At 69.9% G+C, this 21,601-nt stretch carries 20 protein-coding genes; 6 read left to right on the forward strand and 14 right to left on the reverse strand.

Annotated elements, in window-relative coordinates:
- Positions 1-94: 94 nt before the first annotated feature.
- From QQM72_RS19490 to QQM72_RS19500, 3 genes are all read right to left on the reverse strand, one after another.
- Positions 95-268 carry a CsbD family protein gene (locus tag QQM72_RS19490; RefSeq protein ID WP_082413041.1) on the reverse strand — a complete coding sequence of 58 codons (174 nt, stop codon included), beginning with the start codon at positions 266-268 and terminating at the stop codon, positions 95-97.
- 65 nt (positions 269-333) lie between these two features.
- Entirely contained in the window at positions 334-702 is a 369-nt protein-coding gene (locus QQM72_RS19495; RefSeq protein ID WP_314222140.1) for a VOC family protein, read from the reverse strand.
- A 1-nt stretch (position 703) separates the two neighbouring features.
- Complete coding sequence (locus QQM72_RS19500; RefSeq protein WP_314222141.1) at positions 704-1,501, reverse strand: trans-aconitate 2-methyltransferase; 798 nt, start codon at positions 1,499-1,501, stop codon at positions 704-706.
- A 90-nt stretch (positions 1,502-1,591) separates the two neighbouring features.
- Here QQM72_RS19500 and QQM72_RS19505 point away from each other — a divergent pair, with 90 nt between their 5' ends.
- Positions 1,592-2,089 carry a MarR family winged helix-turn-helix transcriptional regulator gene (locus tag QQM72_RS19505; RefSeq protein WP_314222142.1) on the forward strand — a complete coding sequence of 166 codons (498 nt, stop codon included), beginning with the start codon at positions 1,592-1,594 and terminating at the stop codon, positions 2,087-2,089.
- Here QQM72_RS19505 and QQM72_RS19510 read toward each other — a convergent pair.
- Positions 2,048-2,815, reverse strand: a complete 768-nt coding sequence (locus tag QQM72_RS19510) for a response regulator transcription factor (RefSeq protein ID WP_314222143.1) — start codon at positions 2,813-2,815, stop codon at positions 2,048-2,050. The two genes, QQM72_RS19505 and QQM72_RS19510, sit on opposite strands and share 42 nt — an antisense overlap.
- A 269-nt stretch (positions 2,816-3,084) precedes the next feature.
- On the opposite strand from QQM72_RS19510, the gene QQM72_RS19515 reads away from it, so the two are divergent.
- Complete coding sequence (locus QQM72_RS19515) at positions 3,085-3,540, forward strand: GNAT family N-acetyltransferase (protein ID WP_314222144.1); 456 nt, start codon at positions 3,085-3,087, stop codon at positions 3,538-3,540.
- Positions 3,541-3,617: 77 nt separating this feature from the next.
- Here QQM72_RS19515 and galK read toward each other — a convergent pair whose 3' ends face one another.
- Genes galK through galT form a run of 3 tightly spaced genes read right to left on the reverse strand, consistent with a single transcriptional unit; the run spans position 3,618 to position 6,828 of the window.
- Positions 3,618-4,775, reverse strand: a complete 1,158-nt coding sequence (galK, locus tag QQM72_RS19520; protein WP_314222145.1) for a galactokinase — start codon at positions 4,773-4,775, stop codon at positions 3,618-3,620.
- Positions 4,775-5,770 (reverse strand): UDP-glucose 4-epimerase GalE, encoded by a 996-nt coding sequence (gene galE / locus QQM72_RS19525; RefSeq protein WP_314222146.1) that lies wholly within the window; start codon positions 5,768-5,770, stop codon positions 4,775-4,777. The genes galK and galE overlap by 1 nt, the downstream gene beginning before the upstream one ends.
- Entirely contained in the window at positions 5,767-6,828 is a 1,062-nt protein-coding gene (gene galT, locus QQM72_RS19530) for a galactose-1-phosphate uridylyltransferase (protein WP_314222147.1), read from the reverse strand. Before galT ends, galE begins: the two co-directional genes overlap by 4 nt.
- 149 nt (positions 6,829-6,977) lie before the next feature.
- Between galT and QQM72_RS19535 the strand changes: the two genes are divergently transcribed.
- Both QQM72_RS19535 and QQM72_RS19540 read left to right on the forward strand, forming a co-directional pair.
- Positions 6,978-8,678, forward strand: a complete 1,701-nt coding sequence (locus QQM72_RS19535) for a sodium:solute symporter family protein (RefSeq protein WP_314222148.1) — start codon at positions 6,978-6,980, stop codon at positions 8,676-8,678.
- Between the two features lie 36 nt (positions 8,679-8,714).
- A complete protein-coding gene (locus QQM72_RS19540) occupies positions 8,715-9,134 on the forward strand; it encodes a hypothetical protein (protein ID WP_314222149.1) in 420 nt (139 codons plus the stop codon).
- Positions 9,135-9,218: 84 nt separating this feature from the next.
- On the opposite strand, the gene QQM72_RS19545 is transcribed toward QQM72_RS19540, so the two are convergent.
- Together QQM72_RS19545 and QQM72_RS19550 are read right to left on the reverse strand one after the other, a co-directional pair.
- Positions 9,219-9,479 carry a hypothetical protein gene (locus QQM72_RS19545; protein WP_314222150.1) on the reverse strand — a complete coding sequence of 87 codons (261 nt, stop codon included), beginning with the start codon at positions 9,477-9,479 and terminating at the stop codon, positions 9,219-9,221.
- Between the two features lie 55 nt (positions 9,480-9,534).
- Positions 9,535-9,984 (reverse strand): ATP-binding protein, encoded by a 450-nt coding sequence (locus QQM72_RS19550; RefSeq protein ID WP_314222151.1) that lies wholly within the window; start codon positions 9,982-9,984, stop codon positions 9,535-9,537.
- Between the two features lie 205 nt (positions 9,985-10,189).
- On the opposite strand from QQM72_RS19550, the gene QQM72_RS19555 reads away from it, so the two are divergent.
- Both QQM72_RS19555 and QQM72_RS19560 read left to right on the forward strand, forming a co-directional pair.
- Positions 10,190-11,041, forward strand: a complete 852-nt coding sequence (locus QQM72_RS19555; protein ID WP_314222152.1) for a helix-turn-helix domain-containing protein — start codon at positions 10,190-10,192, stop codon at positions 11,039-11,041.
- Positions 11,042-11,051: 10 nt separating this feature from the next.
- Positions 11,052-11,339: a DUF397 domain-containing protein gene (locus tag QQM72_RS19560; protein ID WP_314222153.1), complete on the forward strand. Its 288-nt coding sequence runs from the start codon at positions 11,052-11,054 to the stop codon at positions 11,337-11,339.
- On the opposite strand, the gene QQM72_RS19565 is transcribed toward QQM72_RS19560, so the two are convergent.
- The 5 genes from QQM72_RS19565 to QQM72_RS19585 form a co-directional block, all read right to left on the reverse strand.
- Positions 11,309-11,881, reverse strand: coding sequence for a dihydrofolate reductase family protein (locus QQM72_RS19565; protein WP_314222154.1), 573 nt, complete (start codon positions 11,879-11,881; stop codon positions 11,309-11,311). The two genes, QQM72_RS19560 and QQM72_RS19565, sit on opposite strands and share 31 nt — an antisense overlap.
- A gap of 79 nt (positions 11,882-11,960) precedes the next feature.
- Complete coding sequence (locus QQM72_RS19570) at positions 11,961-12,416, reverse strand: hypothetical protein (protein WP_314222155.1); 456 nt, start codon at positions 12,414-12,416, stop codon at positions 11,961-11,963.
- Between the two features lie 5 nt (positions 12,417-12,421).
- Positions 12,422-13,072 carry a hypothetical protein gene (locus QQM72_RS19575; protein WP_314222156.1) on the reverse strand — a complete coding sequence of 217 codons (651 nt, stop codon included), beginning with the start codon at positions 13,070-13,072 and terminating at the stop codon, positions 12,422-12,424.
- 26 nt (positions 13,073-13,098) lie between these two features.
- Positions 13,099-13,641, reverse strand: a complete 543-nt coding sequence (locus tag QQM72_RS19580; RefSeq protein ID WP_314222157.1) for a hypothetical protein — start codon at positions 13,639-13,641, stop codon at positions 13,099-13,101.
- Positions 13,642-13,715: 74 nt separating this feature from the next.
- Positions 13,716-21,425 carry a ricin-type beta-trefoil lectin domain protein gene (locus QQM72_RS19585; protein WP_449657434.1) on the reverse strand — a complete coding sequence of 2,570 codons (7,710 nt, stop codon included), beginning with the start codon at positions 21,423-21,425 and terminating at the stop codon, positions 13,716-13,718.
- Between the last annotated feature and the right edge of the window lie 176 nt (positions 21,426-21,601).

The raw sequence follows: 21,601 nt of genomic DNA on the forward strand, positions 1-21,601 counted from the left end.
ACATGCGGGGGGGGCCCCGACCTTCGTGGTCGGGGCCCCGCCCGCATGTATGTGCCCTTCGGCGCCCGCGGCGCGTCAGTGGCTCACGACGTCGTCAGTGCTTGAAGACGTCCTTGCCCTTCTCCTTGGCCTGACGGGCGTCGCCCTTCGCCTGCTCGGCGCGGCCCTCGGCCTCCATCCGCTCGTTGCCCACGGTGCGGCCGATCGTTTCCTTCGCCTTGCCCTTGGCCTGTTCCATCTTCGCCTTGGACTTCTGCTCGCCTGCCACTGTCCATCACTCCCAGTCAGGTCTGCGTGTGGTCTCAGTACCGCGAGTGACCCGTCCGGCGCCCCTCAAACCTCGCTGACCGGCTCCAGGAACTCCAGCCGGTTGCCGACGGGGTCCAGGGCGTAGAAGCGGCGGTGTCCCGGCAGGTCCGCGTCCCAGGTGACCGGTGTGCCGTGGGCCTCCAGCCGGGCGGCGTACGCCTCGATGCCGGTGACCCGCAGCCCGGGGTGGGCCTTCGCGGACGGTTCGAAGCCCGGCTCGATCCCCAGGTGCAGGTGCACGGCTCCCGCCCGGAACCAGCACCCTCCCTTCGCCGCGAGCACCGGCGGCTTGGGGACCTCGGTCATCCCTAGGGTGCCGAGGTAGAAGCGGCGCAGCAGGTCTTCGGAGCCGGGCGGGGCGGCGAGCTGCACATGGTCGACGGCGGCCAGCACGTCAGGCCCCCTTCACGGCCACCGCGAACAGGCGGCGAAACGGCAGGACGGTGCCGTACTCCGCGCTCGGGTAGGCCTCGCGGAGCAGGTCGCGGTAGTCGGTGACGAAGGCGTCGCGGGCCTCGGGGTCGTCGGCGAGGGCGTCGAGGGCGGGGCGCAGGCCGGTGCCCTTGACCCAGTCGAGGACCGGGTCGTCGCCCTGGAGCACATGGAGGTAGGTCGTCGTCCAGACGTCGGTGGCGCAGCCGAGGCGGGCCAGCCGGTCGAGGTAGACGCCGGGGGCGTGGACGGAGTCCTCGTGCCGCAGGACACGGCCGAGGCGGCCCTTCCAGCGGACGCTGTTGCCGAGTTCGCGCATGAGGGCGTGCAGGGGCGCGTCGATGTTGTGGGGGACCTGGAAGGCGAAGGTGCCGCCGGGGGCGAGGCCGTCCAGCCAGCCGGCGAAGGCGTCGAGGTGGCCGGGCACCCACTGGAGGGCGGCGTTGGAGACGAGCAGGTCGTACGTCTCGTCCGGCGCCCAGGTGGCGAGGTCGGCGTGGGCGAAGTCGAGGCGCGCGCCCGCGTGCGCCGCCGCGTCGGCGAGCATCTGCGGCGAGTTGTCGTAGCCGGTGACGCGGGCGGTGGGCCAGCGGTCGGCGAGGACGGCGGTGAGGGCGCCGGGGCCGCAGCCGAGGTCGGCGATCCGCGGCGGGTCGCCGGGCAGGCCGGGGACGCGGGCGAGGAGGTCGCCGAAGGGGCGGGCGCGGTGGCCGGCGTGACGCAGGTACTGGGCGGGGTCCCAGCTGGGGTTGGTCGTCATGCCTGGGTACTTTCCCCGCCCCTTTATCTCGATGTCAAGAGACTTGATATCAAGAGACTTCACATCGACACAACCACTACACTGATCGTCATGGAGGACGAGGTCGATCGGCTGGTCGCAGCGTGGCGCCGGGAGCGCCCGGACCTCGACGTGGAGCCGCTGGAAGTACTCAGCCGGGTGAGCAGACTGGCCCGGCACCTGGACCGCGCACGCCGTCTGGCGTTCTCCGAGCACCAGCTGGAGCCCTGGGAGTTCGACGTCCTGACGGCGCTCCGGCGCGCGGGGGCGCCCTACCAGCTCTCGCCGGGCCAGTTGCTGACGCAGACGCTGGTGACCTCGGGCACGATGACGAACCGCATCGACCGGCTCGCGAAGAAGGGCCTGGTGGAGCGGCTGCCGGACCCGAGCGACCGCCGGGGTGTGCTGGTCCGCCTCACGGACGACGGCAAGGACCGCGCCGACCAGGCCCTCGCCGGACTGCTCGACCAGGAACGGGCGATCCTGGCCGAGCTCTCGAGCGCCCAGCGCGGCGAACTGGCGGGCCTGCTACGCCAGCTGACCGCCCCGTTCGACAACATCCCCGGCTAGGTCGACGGGTCCGACACCCGCCCGGCGGGCGAGGGCGACCGCGGCGAGGGTGGAGTGCACGCCCAGCTTGCCGAGGACGTTCTGCATATGGGTGCGGACGGTGTGCGGGGAGAGGAACAGCCGGTCGGCGACCGCCTTCCGGCCCAGTCCCGCGACCATGCAGCGCAGCACTTCCCGCTCCCTCGGAGTGAGCGACTCGACCAGCCGTTCGCTCTCGGTGCGGTGCTTGCGGGCGGCCGTCAACTCCCGCAGGACGCCGGTGAGCAGGGCGGGCGGGAGGTGGGTCTCCTCACGCAGCACGCCTCTGATGACGGTGAGCAGACGGGACAGCGAGCAGTCCTTCGCCACCCAGCCGGACGCCCCGGCCTGCAGGGCGAGGGCCGCACGGCGCGGCTCGTCCTTCTCTGCGAGGACGACGATGCGGACGTGGGGGTGCGCGGCACGGACCCCCACGACCAGCGATATCCCGTCGACGAGCCCGTCCTCCCCCACCTCCCGCACGGGCACGGCGGGCCGTATGCCCGGCAGCGCGGCGCCCAGGTCGGCGTCGACGAGCAGCACGTCGTACCGGCGCCCCTCGGCGGCCGCGCGCTCCAGACTGCGCAGTGCCGCCGGGCCGCTGCCGGCCGCGGACACGTCGACGTCGGGCTCGGCGGCCAGTGCCGCGGCGAGTGACTCGGCGAAGATACGGTGGTCGTCGACGACCAGTACACGAATGCGAACCACGAAACCCCCTCCCCCAAGCTCCTTGACAGAGCAGGGGATACCCCAAGGTCCGGAGACGGAGAACGACGACCGCGCGGACACGACGCCCGGAGAAGGGGCCACCACCGCAACGGCCGCCGCCGTGCAGAGACTGCTACCCCCACCGCGGGCGCCGTACCCGACTGTCTCGCCCCCTGATCAGCACCGGCCCCCACCGGCACTGTTCACAGGGTAGGGCCGCGGGCGTAGAGCGGAAGGCAAATTGCAGGATTGGTTCGGCCACCGCGTTTATGGTGTGCCGCATGTTTCGTCTTGAGACAGAAGTCGACAGGACTCGCCGCGATCTTCTCCGTTCGCGGCTTCTCGCCACCAACACCGAGGCCTCCCCGGTCCTGCGCGCACTGCGCGGCACCCCCGCGGAACGCGAATCGGCGCTGCACGTCTGGGCCTCGGAGCCGGGCGGCGGGCTGGCCGGCGGTCTGGTGGGGCACACCTGGACGACCTGGCTGCACGTCACCTACCTCTGGGTGGACGCCCGGCACCGGGGCACGGGCCTGGGCAGCGCCCTCCTCGCGGAGGCGGAGCGCATCGCCCGCGAGCAGCGCGGCTGCGACCGCGTACGCCTGGAGACCTGGGACTTCCAGGCCCCGGAGTTCTACCGGCGCCGAGGCTACGAGGTGGTCTGCGTGATCGAGGACTACCCCCCGGGCCTGACGGAGTTCACCCTGACGAAGAGACTGGGGTAAGCCCCAGGGACGGGAAAAGGGAAGGGGCGGCGGGGGCGAGATCCACTCGCACACCCCACCGCCCCGCCGGGAGGCAATCAGCTCAGCCGACGCGCCCCCGCCGCCGGAACCGCCTCGAACACCCGCGGAGCCTTGTACCCCGCGGCGGCGAACGCCTCTTCGACGGCCTTGGTGAGCGTCTCGACGTCGGTGGCCTCGGCCAGCACGATCGCCGAGCCGCCGAAACCCCCGCCGGTCATCCGCGCACCGAGCGCCCCGTGGGCGAGAGCGGTGTCGACGACGAGGTCCAGCTCGGGGCAGGAGACCCGGAAGTCGTCCCGGAGGGAGGCGTGACCCGCCGTCAGGATCGGGCCGACGGCACGGCTGTCACCGCCGGACTCCAGGAGGGCGACGACCTGTTCCACGCGCTGGTCCTCCGTCACCACATGGCGGACCAGGCGTCGGACCTCCTCCTCGTCACCGAGCCGGGCGAGGGCCGCGTCGAGGTCGGCGTACGCGATGTCGCGCAGCGCGTCGACGCCGAGGAGGGCGGCGCCCTTCTCGCAGCCGGCCCGCCGCTTGCCGTACTCGCCACCACTGTGGGCGTGCGTGACCTGGGTGTCGACGACCAGCAGGCGCAGGCCCTCGGCGGCCAGGTCGAGGGGGATCTGCTTCTGCGAGAGGTCGCGGGTGTCGAGGAACAGCGCGTGGCCGGCCTCGCAGCACGCGGACGCCGTCTGGTCCATGATGCCGGTGGGCGCGCCGACGTAGACGTTCTCGGCGCGCTGGCACAGGCGGGCGAGCTGCCAGCCCTGGAGCCCGAGGTCGTAGAGGTCGTTGAGCGCCAGGGCCACGACGACCTCCAGCGCCGCGGACGACGACAGGCCCGCGCCCGACGGGACCGTCGAGGCCAGGTGGATGTCGGCGCCGCCCACCTGGTGGCCGGCCTCGCGCAGCGCCCAGACGACTCCGGCCGGGTACGCCGTCCAGTTGCCGTCGGACTCGGGCTCCAGGTCGTCGAGCCGCAGCTCGGCGACTCCGCTGTCGAGGTCGGCCGAGTGCAGCCGCAGCACGCCGTCGGTGCGCCGGGCGACCGCCGCGACCGCGATGTGCGGCAACGCGAAGGGCATCACGAAGCCGTCGTTGTAGTCGGTGTGCTCACCGATGAGGTTGACGCGGCCGGGCGCCGCCCAGACGCCCTCGGGCTCGGCCCCGTACAGCCGGACGAAACCCTCGCGAACTTCCTGTGCCCCCACTACGACTCCCTTGCGCTGCTTGCGATGTGCTGCGCGAACTCCCACGCGTCCGCGACGATACCCGCGAGATCCGCGCGGGACGGGTTCCAGCCCAGCCGCTCACGGGCGGTGGCAGCCGAGGCGACCAGGACGGCCGGGTCGCCGCCGCGACGAGGGGCCACGACCTCGGGGATCGGGTGGCCGGTGACCTCGCGGACCGTCTCGATGACCTCCCGCACGGAGAAGCCGTTGCCGTTGCCGAGGTTGCAGATGAGGTGCTCGCCGGGCTTGGCGGCGGCGACGGCGAGGAGGTGGGCCTCGGCGAGGTCGGCGACGTGGATGTAGTCGCGGACGCAGGTGCCGTCGGGGGTCGGGTAGTCGTCGCCGAAGACGGAGATGGCCTCCCGGCGGCCCTGCGCGACCTGCAGGACGAGCGGGATGAGGTGCGACTCGGGGTCGTGGCGTTCGCCCTGCGCGCCGTACGCGCCGGCCACGTTGAAGTACCGCAGGGAGACGGCGCCGAGCCCGTGGGCGGCGGCCTCGCCGCTGATCATGTGGTCGACGGCGAGCTTGGAGGCGCCGTAGGGGTTCGTGGGCTGCGTCGGCGCGCTCTCCACGATCGGGACCTGCTGCGGCTCGCCGTACGTCGCCGCCGTGGACGAGAAGACCAGCTTGCGCACGCCGGCCTCGCGCATGGCGCCGAGCAGCGCCATGGTGCCGCCGACGTTGTTGTCCCAGTACTTCTCGGGCTTGACGACGGACTCGCCGACCTGCGAGAACGCGGCGAAGTGGAGGACTGCGTCGAAGGAGTCGTCGAGCCACTTGGCGGCGTCGCGGATGTCGCCCTCGATGAACGAGGCACCCGCCGGGACACCCTCGCGGAAACCGGTGGAGAGGTTGTCGAGAACGACGACCTCGTGGCCGGCCTCCAGCAGATGCCGCGCGACCACGCCGCCGACGTAGCCCGCGCCACCCGTGACCAGATACTTGCCGCCCGTGCCGGTGGTGCCGCTCATGAACTCGCTACCTCTCGCAGTCGCTGGGCCGCTGACTCCGGCGGCACGTCGTTGATGAAGACGTTCATGCCCGATTCGGAGCCCGCGAGGAACTTCAGCTTGCCGGAAGTGCGGCGAATGGTGAAAAGCTCGAGATGGAGCGCGAAGTCGTCCCGGTTGACACCCTCGAACTCCTCCAGCGCGCCGAACGGCGCCTGGTGCCAGGCGGAGATGTACGGCGTGGGCGGTTCACCTTCGCCGAAGATCCGGTCGAAGCGCCTCAAGAGTTCCAGATAGACCTGGGGGAACTCTGTGCGCGCCTCCTCGTCGAGGGCGAGCAGGTCCGGCACCCGGCGCTTCGGGTAGAGGTGCACCTCGTAGGGCCAGTGCGCCGCGTACGGCACGAACGCGACCCAGTGTTCACCCTCCAGGACGACCCGCTCGTCGGCGAGTTCACGCGCCAGGACGGCGTCGAAGAGGTTCTCCCCGCCGGTCGCCTCCTTGTGCGCCGCGACCGAACGCAGCATCAGGGCGGTGCGCGGAGTGGTGAACGGGTAGGCGTAGATCTGCCCGTGCGGGTGACCCAGGGTCACACCGATCTCGGCGCCACGGTTCTCGAAGCAGAACACCTGTTCCACGGAGGGCAGATGCGACAGCTCGGACGTCCGGTCCGTCCACGCGTCGAGGACCAGTCGTGCCTGCTCCTCGGTGAGGTCGGCGAAGGACGCGTTGTGGTCGGAGGTGAAGCAGACCACCTCGCAGCGCCCCGAGTCGCCAGCCAGCGAGGGGAAGCGGTTCTCGAAGACCACGGCGTCGTACGACGAGTCCGGGATCTCGCTGAGCCGGTCGCCCTGGGAGGGGCAGAGCGGGCACTCGTCGGCCGGCGGGTGGTAGATGCGCCCCTGCCGGTGCGAGGCCACGGCGATGGAATCGCCGAGCAGGGGGTCCCGCCGTACCTCCGAAGTGGTGACCGTGGGGTCCAGCGGACGCCTGTCCACCGCGTCGCGCACCGAGTCGTCCCGCTGGTCGTAGTAGATCAGCTCACGACCGTCGGCCAAGCGGGTCGAGGTCTTCTTCACCGCGACTCTCCATCCGTACCTCTAGACCCGCAGACCTAGATCCGTACACCTAGCGAAGCTTCCAACAGAACCAAACACATAAAACCATAAACCCCCACGCGAGTCACCACCACAACCAAACAAAGAACACCAAACGAAGTGAGCAGGGCATGCGAACCCCCACAGACCCGGCCTACACGGCAGCACAGCTGGCGGCAGAGCTGCGGCTGCCGACGAACTGGCTCGACTACACGATCCTCGGCATCTACTTCGTCGTGGTCCTGGGCATCGGCTTCGCCGCTCGCAGATCGGTGAAGACAAGCCTCGACTTCTTCCTCTCCGGACGCTCGCTGCCCGCCTGGATCACGGGCCTCGCGTTCGTCTCGGCCAACCTGGCCGCCACCGAGATCCTGGGCATGGCCGCGAACAGCGCGCAGTACGGCGCGTACACCGTGCACTGGTACTGGATCGGCGCCATCCCGGCGATGGTCTTCCTGGGCATCGTGATGATGCCGTTCTACTACGGCAGCAAGGTCCGCTCCGTCCCCGAGTTCCTGCTGCTGCGCTTCGACCGGGGCGCCCACCTGCTGAGCTCGGCCCTGTTCGCCTTCGCGGCGATCCTGATCTCCGGCGTGAACCTGTACGCCCTCGCGATCGTCGTCGAGGCGCTGCTGGGCTGGCCGCAGTGGGTGGCGATCGTGGTCGCCGGCGCCTTCGTGCTGGCCTACATCACGCTCGGCGGCCTCTCCTCGGCGATCTACAACGAGGTCCTCCAGTTCTTCGTGATCCTGGCGGCGCTCATCCCGCTGTCGGTGCTCGGCCTGAAGAAGGTGGGCGGCTGGGACGGCCTGACGGACTCCCTGACCGAGGCCCACGGCGACGACTTCGTCACCGCCTGGGGCGGCACGGGCATCGGCAGCGACAACCCGCTCGGCGCGAACTGGCTGACGATCGTGCTGGGCCTCGGCTTCGTCCTCTCCTTCGGCTACTGGACGACGAACTTCGCCGAGGTGCAGCGCGCCCTGTCGGCGAAGAACCTGTCGGCGGCCCAGCGCACCCCGCTCATCGCCGCGTTCCCGAAGATCTTCATCGTCTTCCTGGTGATGATCCCGGGCCTGGTGGCGGCGGTGCTGGTGCCGAAGATCGGCACGGCCGACTCCGACCTCCAGTACAACGACGCGATCCCCTACCTCATGCAGGAGCTGCTGCCCAACGGTGTGCTGGGCATCGCGGTGACCGGCCTGCTGGCGGCGTTCATGGCGGGCATGGCGGCGAACGTCTCGTCCTTCAACACGGTGTTCACGACCGACATCTGGGCGAAGTACGTGGTGCGGGGCCGGGAGGACACCTACTACGTGCGCTTCGGCCGTCTCATCACGGCGATCGGCGTCGCGGCCTCGGTGGGCACGGCGTTCCTCGCCTCGTCCTTCTCGAACATCATGAGCTACCTCCAGACGCTGTTCAGCTTCTTCAACGTGCCGATGTTCGTCGTCTTCATCGTCGGCATGTTCTGGAAGCGGGCGTCGAAGAAGTCGGGCTTCTGGGGCCTGCTCGCGGGCACGACGGCCGCGATGGTCAACTACTTCGTCCTCTACAAGCAGGACATCATCGGCATCCCCACCGACCAGGGCGCGAACTTCGTCTCCGCGATCGCGGGCTTCGTGGCGGGCGCGGTCGTGATGGTGGCGGTGTCGCTGTTCACGGCCCCCAAGCGGGACGAGGAGCTCCAGGGCCTGGTCTACGGCACCGTCTCCCCCGGCATGGCCGAGCCGCCGGCGGCGGGCGACGACGCGTGGTACCGGCGCCCGGCACTGCTGGGCTGGAGCGCGCTGATCCTGGCCGCCCTGTGCTACATCCCGTTCTCGTTCTGAGCCCGGTCGCGAATACCGCGGGAGACTGGAGAGACCATGTCCGAGCAATTCGAACCCTCCGAACCCTCCGAATCCGCCGAACGGGCCGAGGCCGCCGAGCGCGCCGAGGCCGCCGAGCGGCTGCGGCGTGCGGGGTACTCCGAGGCCGACGTCCAGCGTGAGGTCACGGAACTCGAGGAGAAGTCCGCGACCGCGGCCCGCATCTTCGACCTGCGCCGCATCATCGGCGGCCTGTTCGTCGTCTACGGCGTGATCGTGACGATCGCCGGCATCACGGACAGCGACGCGGAGATCGACAAGGCCCAGGGGATCAACATCAACCTGTGGACCGGCCTGGCCATGCTGGCCCTCGGCATCTTCTTCCTGGCCTGGCTGAAGCTGCGGCCCGTGGCCCCGGTCACCCCGACGCTGCCGCCCGAGGCGCTGGAGGGGAAGAAGCCCCCGCGCGCCGAGTAGCCGCGGGCCGCAGGCGCAGGTCACGAAGCCGAGCCGGCTCCTGGATCCGTTGCGCCGGATCCCGGAGCCGGCTCAGTCCGTCCGCTAGCGCTCGGCGACGTTCGCGTTGATGGCGTCGTCCCCGTTGTTGCAGATCTGCTGCGTCGCGTCCTGGTTCGCCGAGAGACCGAGCAGCGGGAGGTTCAGGTTCGGGATGTTGATGAGGCCGAACGAGATGTTCTCCACGTGGTTGGAGCACTCCCTGGAGTCCGCGCCGTAGGCGGCGGCGGAGGCGAATCCGGCGCCGGCCATGCCGAGGCTGCCGATCATGGCGGCCACGAGAGCGGTGTTGCGGAGCTTGCGCATTGCATACCCTTTTCCGTCTGGATGGCGTGTCCCGCTACAGAGCGAGACATTACGGTTACGCACCGTATGTCGTGATTATCCGCTTTGCACCACAGGCTGGGCCTTGTGCCACCGCCAGCTCACACCAGACGAGCTTGCCGCGATGCCCCATCCGGGTCAGCGGCTGCCAGTGCCAGAGGTCGGAACAGGCCCGAACGAGGGCCATCCCGCGCCCGCTCTCAGCCTCGGCCAGCCCTTCCAGCCGTCCCGGCGGCTCGGGCGGCTCGGGGTCCGCGTCCCAGGCGCCGATCTGAAGGACCCCGTCCCGGAAGCGCAGGCGCAGGCAGGCCGGGCCCTTGGTGTGCAGTACGGCGTTGGAGACCAGCTCCGAGGCGAGCAGCTCCGCCGTGTCCACGAGGTGGATCAGACCGTGCAGGGTGAGGATCAGGCGCAGGGTGCGGCGGCACACGGTGACCGCGCGGGGGTCACCGGGGATGCAGAGGGAGTACTCCCAGGGGTCGGACATGCGTCAACTCCGAGTGGCGTGAGGGGATTTACGCGCGGTGGCACTGCCGCAGCCGTCATGGCAGGACGAAGCGGTGCACTTCCGCAGCGTGTGCGGTGCGTCACCGACGGTATTTCCTAACATTAGGAAGCCGCAAGCGGTTGGCCTATCCTGACCCTCGAACGAGGTATGCCACCAGGGCAGTTGAGACGAGGAGGTGCGCCGCGTGCCACCCAAGAGGCATCTCACGGCCCGCAGGGTGCGACTGGGCGCTGAACTGCGCAAACTCCGCGAAGCGACGGGCATGAAGGCGCGGGAAGCCGCTGCGCTGCTCGGTGCCGACGCGGTCCAGATGAGCCAGATCGAGTCCGGCGTCGCGGGGGTGAGCCCGGAGCGTGTCCGCCGCCTGGCGGCCCATTACGCCTGCGCGGACGAGGCGTTGATCGAGGCCCTGATGGCCATGGCATCCGATCGGACACGCGGCTGGTGGGAGGAGTACCGGGGAGTCCTGCCGCCGGTGAACCTGGACCTGGCCGAGACGGAGCACCATGCGACCTTCCTGCGCGAAGTCGCGATCACATACGTTCCCGGGCTCTTCCAGACCCCTGAGTACGCCAGCGCGGTGTTCGGATACATGCGTCCGGAATTGCCCGAGAGCGAGCTGATCCCCCGGGTGGAACACCGCATGCGGAGACGCACTGTCATCGCGGACGACAACCCCACCTCGTACGAGGCGATCATCCACGAGTTCGCTCTACGCATCCGCGTGGCGGACCGGCACGTCTCCCGCGCTCAACTCCTGCAGATCCTGGGGCAGATCGAACACGAACACATCACCATGCGTGTCATCCCCACCGACCTCGACGGCTTCGGCGGCGCCGGAGCCTCGATGATGTACATGAGCGGTCCGGTACCCCAACTCGACACCGGACTAAGGGAAGGCGCGACCGGCACCGCGTTCATCGACGCCGAACCCCAGCTCACCACGCTTCGAACGCTTTTCCGTAAGGTGGAGAAGGTGACGCTGGACCCCAAAGCGTCCCGGGACTTCGTCCACCGCTTGTCGAAGGAACTGTGAGGCGCACCCCATGACCCAGGCCCTGCATTGGCAGAAGTCCACATTCTCGGGTGGCGCCGAGGGCAACGCCTGCGTCGAACTCGCCGCGTCCTGGCAGAAGTCGACGTTCTCCGACGGCGGCGAAGGGAACACGTGCGTCGAACTCGCCGCCTCCGCCGCCCCCGCGGCCCTCCACCTCCGCGAGAGCGACACCCCGGACACGGCCCTCACCGCCACGCCCGCCGCCCTCGCTCACCTCCTGGCGGGGATACGTACCGGCCTCGCGCCTCAGCGGACGACGTCGAACACGTTCTTCTGAAGGCCGTTGGCGTACGCCTCGTGCTCGACGAGCTTCAGCTTCTGGGTGTCCTTGTCCGTGGCGCTGAAGAGCCGCTTGCCCGCGCCGAGCAGGAGCGGGAAGACGAGCAGGTGGTAGCGGTCGATCAGGCCGGCGTCCGAGAGGGCCTGGTTGAGGGAGGCGCTGCCGTGGACGATGATCGGGCCGCCCTCGGTCTCCTTCAGCGCGGCGACGTCGTCGAGCGAGCGCAGGATCGTCGTCTCGCCCCAGTTCGACACGAGGTCGTCCTCGGTGAGGGTGGTGGAGACGACGTACTTCGGCATCGCCTTGTAGTCGGCGAAGTCCGCCATGTCGGGCCACACGGGGCTGAACGCCTCGTAGCTGGTCCGGCCCAGCAGCATCGCGGTGGCCTCGGTCTGCTCCCGGCCCTTGATCTCGAAGGCCTCGGGGAGGAACTCGATGTCCTTGAAGGTCCATCCGGCGTTCCGGTAACCGGGCTCGCCGCCCGGGGCCTCCACGACGCCGTCGAGCGAGATGAAAGCGGTGCTGATCAGGGTGCGCATCTGAATTTCCTCAAGGTGTCGGGGCCGGTTCAGTCATGAGCTTCGACCGGGAGACGCGGCGAAACTCATCGCCGTTCCCTCAGTGATCAGCGCCACAGTCGGCTATGTCGCCACTGCGGGCCGCCGCCACCAGGGCGATCGTCAGGATCGCCGACCAGGTGAGGACGTGGATCGAGGGCGGGTAGCTCGCGAGGGCGTAGCCGTCTCCGGTCAGGGCGGCGACGGAGAGGGCCGCCACCGGCAGCCCCGCGGTGAGTGCCGCCAGCAGGCCGCGCAGCGGGACGCGCGTGAGGAGGCCCCGCGGTGCGAGCGCCAGGGCGAGGCCGGTGACCGTGCCCAGGGTGACGCCCACCGCCATGCTGCCCAGGACGGCGAACGCGGCCGCGGACGTCAGCGCCCACGCGGTCCCGTCGTGGCCGCCGACCAGGAAGACGAACGCCGTCACGAGGCACAGGCCGCCGGTGATGCCCGCGGGCCACGCGCCGATCAGCACACCGAGGCGCGCTCCCCGCCGGACCGTCGCTCGCAGCTGCATGCGGGTCAGCCTCGCAGCTTCACCAACTGGGCGTCCAGGACCGTCGCCGGAATCGAAGGGGTGCCGCTGAGATAGGCGATCGCGTTGCCTGAGCGGAGGATCACGGCCTTGGCCGGGGCCGCCTTGCCGGACCGGGTCACCGTCGCGCCCACGCCCATCGCCTGGTCCACGCCCTCGGGGACGAGTTCCGGAGCGACCTTGCCGACCTGGTGCTCCTTGCCGTCGACGGTGGCCGTGAAGCCGGCCGCGCACTCGTCGAGGGCGGTGGCGATCGCGTCCATCGCCTGCTGGGCCTGGTCGGAGGCGTATTCGGCGAGGACGACGGTGACCTCGGCCTCCTCGCCGGTGGCCTTCCGTACGACCGTGGTGGCCGGCTTGCCGACGGCTGTGCCCGACAGGGCGTAGGCCAGCGGGGCGCAGGCGCCCTGCGTGACCCGCACCTTGCGGCGGTCGTCCGGCGTGGACACGGTGAAGCCGTTCGTGTCACGCGAGACCAGCGCCGCACTGCCGAGGCCGCCGGCCCGCGCGGTGGCACCGGGCTGGGCGGTGGGCTTCAGCAGACCGTCCTCACCGCCGGCGCCACCGCTCGCCACGTCACACGCCGACAGCAGCGCGCACAGCACGACGGCAGCGGCTGCCGAACGCCGTCGCGTCATCCGGGTCTCCTTCGCTTCAGCCGTCGTCATCGCGGGCGTACGAGCCTTTGGTAGTCCAGCGCCCACGCACCGGAGCGTTTGCGGATCTCTCTGACGGCGCTCTCCTCGACAGGACCGTCACCGGAGAGAATGCGTGCCGCGTCTTCCTGGCAGGCCTGCTCGAACTCGACGGCCTGCCGGGCCGGGGAAACATTCTCCGCGAGGCATTCCGCCGCGCGGAGAGCGATTTCGGAGAACTCCGTCCCGGTCGCCGCGCTCTGCGCCGCGGGCAGCGCCCCGAAAAGCTTCCTGACCAGCCGCGAGTAATCGGCCACGAATTCACGTGGCAGCCACGCGGGCGGAAACCCACCCGAGAGTTTCTCGTTCGCCGATGCCGCGTCCGCCAGCACGCTCTCCCGCAGGTCATATCCGCGGAATGCCCGCCAGATGGCGCTGATCCCGGCGTCGACCCGGTAGTAGAGCTGCTGGAGGCGTTCCTCGTCGGAAGCGACGACGAAAACGGCCCCACCCACGCGAGCAGCCGCGGAACAGCCGAACAGCACCGCTTTCTCACCATTCAGGGACGGCATGGGAAGAACTCACCTCCGGGACGACGGGGTTGTGCTCGGAGCGAGACACTCCGAGCACGACCCGCATCCTATCTTTATGGCCATTCGGCCGTTGTATCCGATGTGACCCTCGCTCCCACCCGTGAGAGGAAGTTCTGGCATGCGGGGCAGATCGGCCGGCTCACCACCAGAAGTCTCGGCTTGATCTGGAGAATTCCGGCCGCCTCGAAGAACATCTTGGTCTCCGCGTGCCAGAGGTGTTCCTTCGGCACGGTCTTCAACGGCTGCGGAACCCGGATGGCGAGCGTTCCGGCACCGAGGTCCGGGAGCCGCTGCCACTGCCCCGCCGTCAGGTCCGCGCGAGCGCCGACCGCGACGATGTCCAGTCCCTGGGCACTGCCGGGCACGTCGGCGTGGAGCGCGCCCATCGTGCGCCATCCCGCTCCGGCTCCGGCCACGTCCGTCATGTCGTCCACCATGTCGGTGAGGTGGTCGACGTCGGCGCCACCGGTACCGCAGTTGTGAACGAGGAGCGGTGTTCGGCCCGCCAGTACGTAGTACGTGTGGAGTTCGCCGACGGTGAGGTTGTGCACCCTGGCCCGCTGCGTCGTCCAGCGCTCGACCGCCGAGACCTGGACGTACGTGCCGGCGCTGGTGCGCAGCCACTCGCCCGTCCGCAGGTCCGTGGCGTCGATCCAGTCGCCCAGCTCCGGAACCCAGAAGGGGTGACCCTCGGTGGCCGTCACCTGGGCGGTCGTACCGTCACCGGTCGCGACGGTCACCTTGACCAGGTGCTTGACGCCCTCGCCGACGATCTCGCCGGTGACCGTCTCGGCGACGGTCTCGCCCGTCTCCGGGTCCGTCGCCAAAACCTTGTCGCCGTTCTCGACGTCCTCGATCGGCTTGGTGGTGCCGTCGGCCATCAGGACCCGGGTGCCGGGGAGGAAGCTGTTGTTGATCGGGCAGCTGGCGCCGGACGCACCGCTGTCGCCTCCGCCTCCCCCGGACGACTGCTTTCTCGCCTTGGCCTGCTGCGGCTTCGGTTCGACCTTCTTCGCGGCCGTCTTGCGGGCCTTCTGGATCGCGTTACCCGTCTTCTGCGCGGCCTTCTTGGCCTGCCGGGTAGCCGCTTCCTTGGCCTTCTTCCTCAGCTGCGCCGCCAGCGCGGCCGCCTTCTTCTTGGCTTCGGCCGCCTTGCGGGCCAGCTCGCGGGCCTTGCGAGCGAGCTCGATGACCTTGCGGGCCTTCTCCTTGGCCTTCATCAGCGCGTTGATCGCCTTGGCGATCCGGGCTGCGGCCTTGGCGATGCCGAAGGCCTTGTACGCCTTCGTCCACGGGATGGCGTTGAGGAAGAGCTCACCGCACGCCCAGACATCGCCCCGGGAGAAGCAGCCCACCACGCTGTCCCAGCCCACGAACTCCTTCAGAGCCGCCCAGCCGATGGACAGGATCACATCCGCCACGGAGGTGCCCAGCGTCTTCTTCGCCGACGCCTCGTCCGACGCCGAGGGGCCTCCGTACTCCGAGCTGCCGCCCTCCGACGCCAGACCCGACGGGTCGCTGAAGGTGACCGGGTTGCTCTCGCAGTACACGTAGCCGTTCATCTGCACCGGATCGGCCAGGTCCAGGACCGGGTCCGGGGAGAGGAAGCGGCCCGTGTCCGGGTCGTACTCCCGCGCACCCAGGTGGACCAGACCGCTCCCGGCGTCCTCACCGCCACCGAGGTAGCCCTGGTGGGAGCGCCAGGTCCCCGGCTCCGACCGCTCCACGCCGAACGGGTCGGTCTTGGAGAACTTGACCTTGTTGCCCGACGTCAGCGCCACGTTGGCGTACGCCGTGCCGTTCTGGTCGGCGATCTGTACGGACAGTTCCGCCGTGCCGGTGCCCTGCGCGTGGCGCATCACGGTCGGCGCGCCCGGCTGGGAGTAGTAGCGCTCGGTGTAGGCGGGACCGCCGGCCGCGTTGACGGAGATCGTCGACTCGCCGAGGTACAGGGTGCGCTCGGTCGCGGAGATCGCCATCAGGCGCTCGCCGTCACCGCCGTAGACGTACTTCGTCTCCTTGTCCGGCACCCACTGCTGGTTCGCGGCGGTACCGCAGGTGTTCAGCTGAAGGTCGGTGCTGTCGGCCGAGTTGGAGCTCGGGACGTCCAGGCACTTGCCCGAGGAGACGTGCTTCAGGGTGCCGGTGGACGTCGCCGTCCACTGCTGGGCGGCCGCGCCGGTGCAGTCGGCGATGACGACCAGCGTGCCGCTGGCCGTGCCGCCGTCCTTCGGGACCACGCACTTGCCCATCGCCTTCAACGCGCCCGTCGACGGATCCGCCGAGGAAGTCGGGGCGATGCGCAGCTTCTGCGCCTTGGAGCCGTTGCAGGTGTAGAGCTGGAGCGGCGTACCGGCCGTGGTCAGACCGCCGGCCAGGTCCAGGCACTTGTTCGCGAGGCCCTTCCACGCGCCCGCGCCGTTCTCCCCGAAGCCGGTGACCTTCTCGACCTGACCGTCCCAGGTCCAGGTCAGCGCCTGCTCGGAACCGTCGTACGTGCGCGTGAGCGTGTTGCCCGCGTCGTCGTAGGTGAGGCCCGTGGCCTTGGTGACCTGTGCGCCCGAGTCCGCCTTGTACGTGGACGACGTACCCGTCAGCGTGTGCGGCTGGGTGCCGTCCGCCTTGCCGTACGTGTAGTCGGTCGTGGCGTCCTTGGTGGTGTCCAGGCCCGGGTCGTGCTCGACGAGCTTCTTCCGGTTGCCCATCGCGTCGTACGTGTACGACTGCCAGTAACCGCTGTTCGCCGCCGTGACGTTGGTCGTGCCGTCCGAGTACTTCGCGGCCGCCGTCGTCTTGCCCGTCGCCGTGCAGGACGTGGGTGCCGTCCACGCCTCGCTCAGCTGGCCCAGCGCGTCGTAGGTGAAGCACTGGCGGTCGGTCGTCGAGTTCGCGGTGTCCGCGATCGACGTGACGTTGCCGGCCGAGTCGTAGGCGTAGCTGCGGGAGTTGACGCGGTGACCGGTGACGGCCGTGGTGTCGCTGGTCGACTCACGGTCGACGATGCTCTGGGTCAGCTCACCCGTCGCCTCGTCGTACAGGTTCGTGGTCCACACCCGGTTGGGATTCTCGCCGCTGGCCGTGCGCAGGACCTGGCCGTACGGGGAGTAGGAGGTCTGCGCGGTGTACCAGGCGAGACCCGAGGTGGATACCGGCATGCCGTCTTCGTTGTAGCGGATCACCAGCCGCTCGGCGGGCAGGGTGCCCACCGAGGGCAGGTTGACCGCCTCCATGACGCCCGACTCCGAGTACTCGAAGCTGTAGGAGTACTCCTTCTGAAGGCCGTAGGAGAGCGCCACCGACTCGGGGATGGAGATCTTCTGGCCGGTCGGCTGGTAGTCGGCCGTGAAGCCGCTCACCGCCGTGGTGTACGCCAGTCCGTCCGTGTAGCGGGTCTGCGAGGTGGCCAGCCCGACGCCGCCGATCAGCGTGTCGTACGTGGTCTTCATCAGGAGGGTTCCGGTGGCGGAGTCCTCGCGCTGCTCGGTCGGCCGGGACAGCTTGTCGTAGACCGTGTAGACGGCCGCGTTCTCGTCCGTGACCAGTTCCGGCCGGTCCAGGACGTCGTACCGGGTCGTGGTCGTGCCCGTGTCCGGGTCGACCGCCTCGGTCATCCGGCCCCGGGCGTCGTACTTCCAGGTCCAGACGTTGTCCTCGGAGTCCTGCACCTTCACGCGGTCGCCGCGCTCGTCGTACTCGTACGTCGTCGACCGGTAGGCGGCGCGCAGCGCGTCCGTGTACGTGTCGACGCGGACCGTGCGGCCCATCGCGTCGGACCAGGTGCGCTGGGCGGCGGCGCCCGTCGGGTTGATCACCGTGGAGTTGTCGAGACCGTACTCGTAGCGGCTCGCCTTCGCCGGGGCCTCGGTGCCGTTGAGGTACGGGGTCTCGGTGAGGGTGCGGCCCAGGCCGTCGTACGCGTACAGGGTCGCGTTGGGGACCTGGTAGTCCGACTCCAGCTCGAACAGGACGGTGGAGGGGTCGTCCTTGTCGTAGTAGGCGTTGTTGGTCTGCCGGATGGTGCCGTTGGCGCCGTACAGGGTGTCCGTGATCAGGCGTCCGCCGCCGACCGCCGGTTCCTGCTTCTGGCGTTCGCGGCCGAGGCCGTCGTAGATGACGGTGGAGACGCCGTAGTCGCCGTCGTCGGTGAGCGACTCGGTGGTGATCGAGACCGGCTGGCCGATCGTCGTGTCGTAACTGATCTTCGCCGACGGTGACTTGGACGTGGCCCGGGACGGGTTCCACACCTGGGTGGCGCGGCCGAGGGCGTCGTACGTGTAGGTGGTGACCCGTCCGTTGACGTCCTGGTCGGTCAGGGCGACCCCGCGGCCGGGCTCCAGCGTGCTGGTCTCGCTCTGGTTCAGCTCGTTGGTGGTGGTGATCTGGAAGACCTGGCCCTTGTCCGGGACGTAGGTCGTGACCGCCTTCGCGGTGTCGCTGTTCGCGATGGCCAGGGCGTTCTTCGTGGACGTCGTACGGCCGTAGTCGTCGTACGTGACCTCGCCGTCCTTCACCCAGCCGCCGCCCGCGCCGGTGATCGCCCAGGTGGTGGTGGCGTTGCCGCTGGTGGGAGCGGCGTCGTAGGCCTGGCCGTCGTAGGCGACCCGCGAGCCGTCGATCCAGTCGGCGGCGGTCGCCGTGGCCGCCTGCGCGCAGGTGCCGGCGGTGGTGAGGGTCTGCCGGTCCAGGCCGATGAGGTGCTTGGCGGTGTTGTGGACGTACGACATCACCGTGCAGGTGTCGTCGTCCGTGTTGTCGGTCGCGGCGTCGGCCGACCAGTCGTTGTACGCGGCGACCTGCGTCGGCAGGCCGTAGGTGTCCTCGTACTCGGTGACGGTGCGCAGGACGCGCACGGTCCGCTTGTCGTCGCCGGTGCCGGAGGAGCGGGTGTAGGTGAGGGACTCGGGGGTCAGGACCCGCCAGGCCTTGAGGTCCGGGATGCCGCCGGAGCGGGCGCGGGAGGCCAGTTTCACGGCCTTCGGCTTGTCGACGGTCCTGGTCAGCCAGGTGTCGGCGGTCGCGGAGGCGTAGGTGAGCGACTCCGCGACGCGGCCGGCGAACGGCTCCTCGTCGGTGGCGATGGTCGCGCCCTCGGAGTCCTTGACGGTGACCGAGCGGGTGCCGCCGCCGGACAGCGGGTCGCCGTCCATGCCCCGGAAGAAGCGGGTCTCCGTCATGCCGCGCTTGGTGGACACGTAAGCGGCGTCGCTGTCGGCGCCCGTGTAGGTGCGCACGCGGGCGAAGCCGCGCCACTGGTCCCAGGTGCGGGTCTTCTTCTTGCTGAACTCCGCCTGGTTCAGGGCCCAGGCCGCGTCGCCGAGGTAGTCGTAGGTGGTCGTGATCGCCTCGACGCCGGTGAGGGCCGGGAGTTCCTGGACGGACTCGACGACGTACTTGTTGAACCAGTCGGTGGTCTCGACGTCCGGGTCGGCGTTCCAGAACACCGGGTAGCACAGCCCGGTGTTCGCGTCCGGTGCGGGGAAACCGCTGCCCGTCCTGCACACGCCCGACGGCGCCTTGTAGGTGACGACCGTCTCGCCGCCGTACTCGCTGACGACCCGCGCGATCCGCAGCCGGTCGAAGGCCGGGTTCGGGTCGTTCGCGCCCTCCCTGACCCGGTTGGGCATCGGCTGGCTGTTGGCGAGGAACTGCACCGGGTTGAGGGTGAGCGACTCGCCCTCGGTGTCGTAGCCGGTGCGGGTGATCGACTCCAGCCACAGGGCGGTGCCCTCGTCGGTGAGGTCGGCGGGCAGCGACTGCTGGAGCGTCCAGCTGTCCACCTTCGACAGGGCCGTCGAGCCCTGGGTGCGCTGCGTCCACGTCGTCACCTGGGCGAGCCGCTTGCGCGACCAGAAGGTGGGGACGGGGACGTAGCACTCCTTGCCGGCGGCGCAGTACAGGTCGGCCGGGGTGTCGTACCAGATGCGGTTCTTCGCGAAGTCGCCGGAGGCGAAGTTGTCGTTCTCGTCGCCCTCCGCCGTGCAGGCGAGTTCGCCCTCCTTGAAGCAGCGCTCGTCGACGTCGAAGGTGACCTTGGAGATCGGGGCCGCGTACGGGTCGGCCTTGGTCAGGCCGTACTCGATGCGCTTGAGGTAGCCGCCGCGGTCGTAGGAGACGGGCGTCTTGAACTTGTTGTTCTTCGCGTAGTGGTTGGTCTCCTTGGCCCACCACAGCGTCATCGCGTTGCCGTTGGTGTCGACGACGTAGTCGAGGTTCCAGCGCCAGGCCTGGTCGCAGAAGGAGCCGGCGAAGTCCCCCGACTTGTAGCAGGGTTCGCCGGACTGGTTGCCGGCGACGGGCGCGGTGAGGACCGAGTTCGTCACCGGGTCGCCGCTCGCCCAGTCGTCGGCCAGCTTGTGCTTGCCGAAGTAGTACTGGGTGCCGTCGCGGGTGGTGACGCGCCAGTACTCGCCGTCGGCGTCGCCGTTGTCCAGGGCGGTGTCGCGCAGCAGTTCGACGCGCGAGCCGTCGTCGTTCGCGGTGACCCACTTGTCGCCGTAGGGGCTGCTCGCGCCGTCGGGCAGGACCAGCTCGGTCGTCGTGCCGCCGAGCGTGAGCGTGGCGTTGTACGAGCCGAAGCAGAGGTCGCTGGTCTTCTTGGTGTTGTTGCCGTTCGTCTGGTCGTCGCGGCAGGAGGCGTAGGTGCGGGTGATGGAGCCCGCGTTGTACTCCCAGCCGTCGCCGACCCAGGAGGGCTGGTTGTTGGAGGCGGAGGTGCGGCCGTCCACGCCCTGCGAGTTGTAGCCGAAGGACACCGAGGGCGAGGGGCCGCCGGGGACGCTCGGGGTCTGCAGGGCGTACGAGTAGGTGAAGCCGCCCGAGTTGCCGCCGGCCGACCAGGAACCGGCGCTGACCAGCGGGGTCGCGCCGAAGTCGCCCTTGGAGCCGGAGCCGGAGTCGGTGGCGAGCAGGACGGAGGAGCCGGAGCCGTCGGCGGTCGCGGCGGCGAGCGTCGCCAGGCGGGTGCCTGCCTGCGTACCGGACTTCCGGTACACGCCGTCGGTGACCGTGCCCGTGCCGGACGCGGCGGCCGTGGACGCGGTCGAGGCGCTGGTACCGCCCGCCGCGAGGACCTCGGTGTCGACGGTCGCCAGGATGCGGCGCTCGAACACCGCGCCGCCGTCGGCGTCGGTGCCCGTCTGCGCGACCACGTTGTCGGTGGAGACCTCGGTCGGCTCCGAGCAGCCCTCGGTGTCCGGGGTGGTCAGGAAGCACGCCGGGTACTGCACGAAGGACAGCCGGTCCGCCCAGTTCGCGCCGTACAGCTCGGAGAAGTCGGTGTAGTCCAGGGCGATCACGGCGTCGCCGGTCGCCTCGGCCGGCGGGGTCACCGTGAGGGCCACGCCCTCGATGGCGGTGGTGGCGAGCTCACCCTGACCGGCGAGGGTGACCTGCCACTCGCCCTCCAGGGCCGTGGCCTCGGTCGCGGTGGCGTCCTCGGGGGCGCCGACCTCGACGGGGAGCGCGGTGCCGTCGGCCTGGGTGAGCGGCACCAGATCGCCGGGCGCGAGGCCCGTGAGGTCCTTCGTCGCGGTGCCGCCGACCGGCGCGGTGACCTGGCTCGGGTCGTACTCGAGGGGCTGCTCGGCCTCGGCCGTGGTCAGTTCGGCGAGCTGACCGCCGGCCTCGCCCTCGGCCTGCTCCGCGTCCGGCAGGTCGACCAGGTCGACGCCACTGCGGTCGTCACCCGGCGGCAGCGCCACGGCGGCGGGCGAGATGCCCACCACCAGTGCCACGGCGAGCACACCGACCACACCGGCACGCATCCGCGCCCGTCTGCGGCGTTCGGCACGCGTGCTCACACGCCACCCTCTGCCGCTCCATGACAGCGATCCCCACACAGCGACAGCCCCCGCGCCCACAGTTCCGGCCATTGATGAGCACGAATGTTCTGGCAAATCTTCATGGAAAGTCAACAGGTCCAAGAAGGCGCGTGATTTAG

It is taken from the genome of Streptomyces zaehneri (assembly GCF_032248645.1).
Classification (GTDB): domain Bacteria; phylum Actinomycetota; class Actinomycetes; order Streptomycetales; family Streptomycetaceae; genus Streptomyces; species Streptomyces coriariae.

What these genes read in the sequence shown, in the direction of transcription:
- QQM72_RS19500 (WP_314222141.1), bottom strand. Translation starts at nt 1,501, where the DNA reads ATGACGACCAACCCCAGCTGGGACCCCGCCCAGTACCTGCGTCACGCC.
- QQM72_RS19545 (WP_314222150.1), bottom strand. Translation starts at nt 9,479, where the DNA reads ATGCGCAAGCTCCGCAACACCGCTCTCGTGGCCGCCATGATCGGCAGC.
- QQM72_RS19570 (WP_314222155.1), bottom strand. Translation starts at nt 12,416, where the DNA reads ATGCAGCTGCGAGCGACGGTCCGGCGGGGAGCGCGCCTCGGTGTGCTG.
- QQM72_RS19565 (WP_314222154.1), bottom strand. Translation starts at nt 11,881, where the DNA reads ATGCGCACCCTGATCAGCACCGCTTTCATCTCGCTCGACGGCGTCGTG.
- QQM72_RS19540 (WP_314222149.1), top strand. Translation starts at nt 8,715, where the DNA reads ATGTCCGAGCAATTCGAACCCTCCGAACCCTCCGAATCCGCCGAACGG.
- QQM72_RS19560 (WP_314222153.1), top strand. Translation starts at nt 11,052, where the DNA reads ATGACCCAGGCCCTGCATTGGCAGAAGTCCACATTCTCGGGTGGCGCC.
- QQM72_RS19585 (WP_449657434.1), bottom strand. Translation starts at nt 21,425, where the DNA reads ATGCGTGCCGGTGTGGTCGGTGTGCTCGCCGTGGCACTGGTGGTGGGC.
- QQM72_RS19535 (WP_314222148.1), top strand. Translation starts at nt 6,978, where the DNA reads ATGCGAACCCCCACAGACCCGGCCTACACGGCAGCACAGCTGGCGGCA.
- QQM72_RS19505 (WP_314222142.1), top strand. Translation starts at nt 1,592, where the DNA reads ATGGAGGACGAGGTCGATCGGCTGGTCGCAGCGTGGCGCCGGGAGCGC.
- galE (WP_314222146.1), bottom strand. Translation starts at nt 5,770, where the DNA reads ATGAGCGGCACCACCGGCACGGGCGGCAAGTATCTGGTCACGGGTGGC.
- QQM72_RS19515 (WP_314222144.1), top strand. Translation starts at nt 3,085, where the DNA reads ATGGTGTGCCGCATGTTTCGTCTTGAGACAGAAGTCGACAGGACTCGC.
- QQM72_RS19580 (WP_314222157.1), bottom strand. Translation starts at nt 13,641, where the DNA reads ATGCCGTCCCTGAATGGTGAGAAAGCGGTGCTGTTCGGCTGTTCCGCG.
- QQM72_RS19550 (WP_314222151.1), bottom strand. Translation starts at nt 9,984, where the DNA reads ATGTCCGACCCCTGGGAGTACTCCCTCTGCATCCCCGGTGACCCCCGC.
- QQM72_RS19575 (WP_314222156.1), bottom strand. Translation starts at nt 13,072, where the DNA reads ATGACGCGACGGCGTTCGGCAGCCGCTGCCGTCGTGCTGTGCGCGCTG.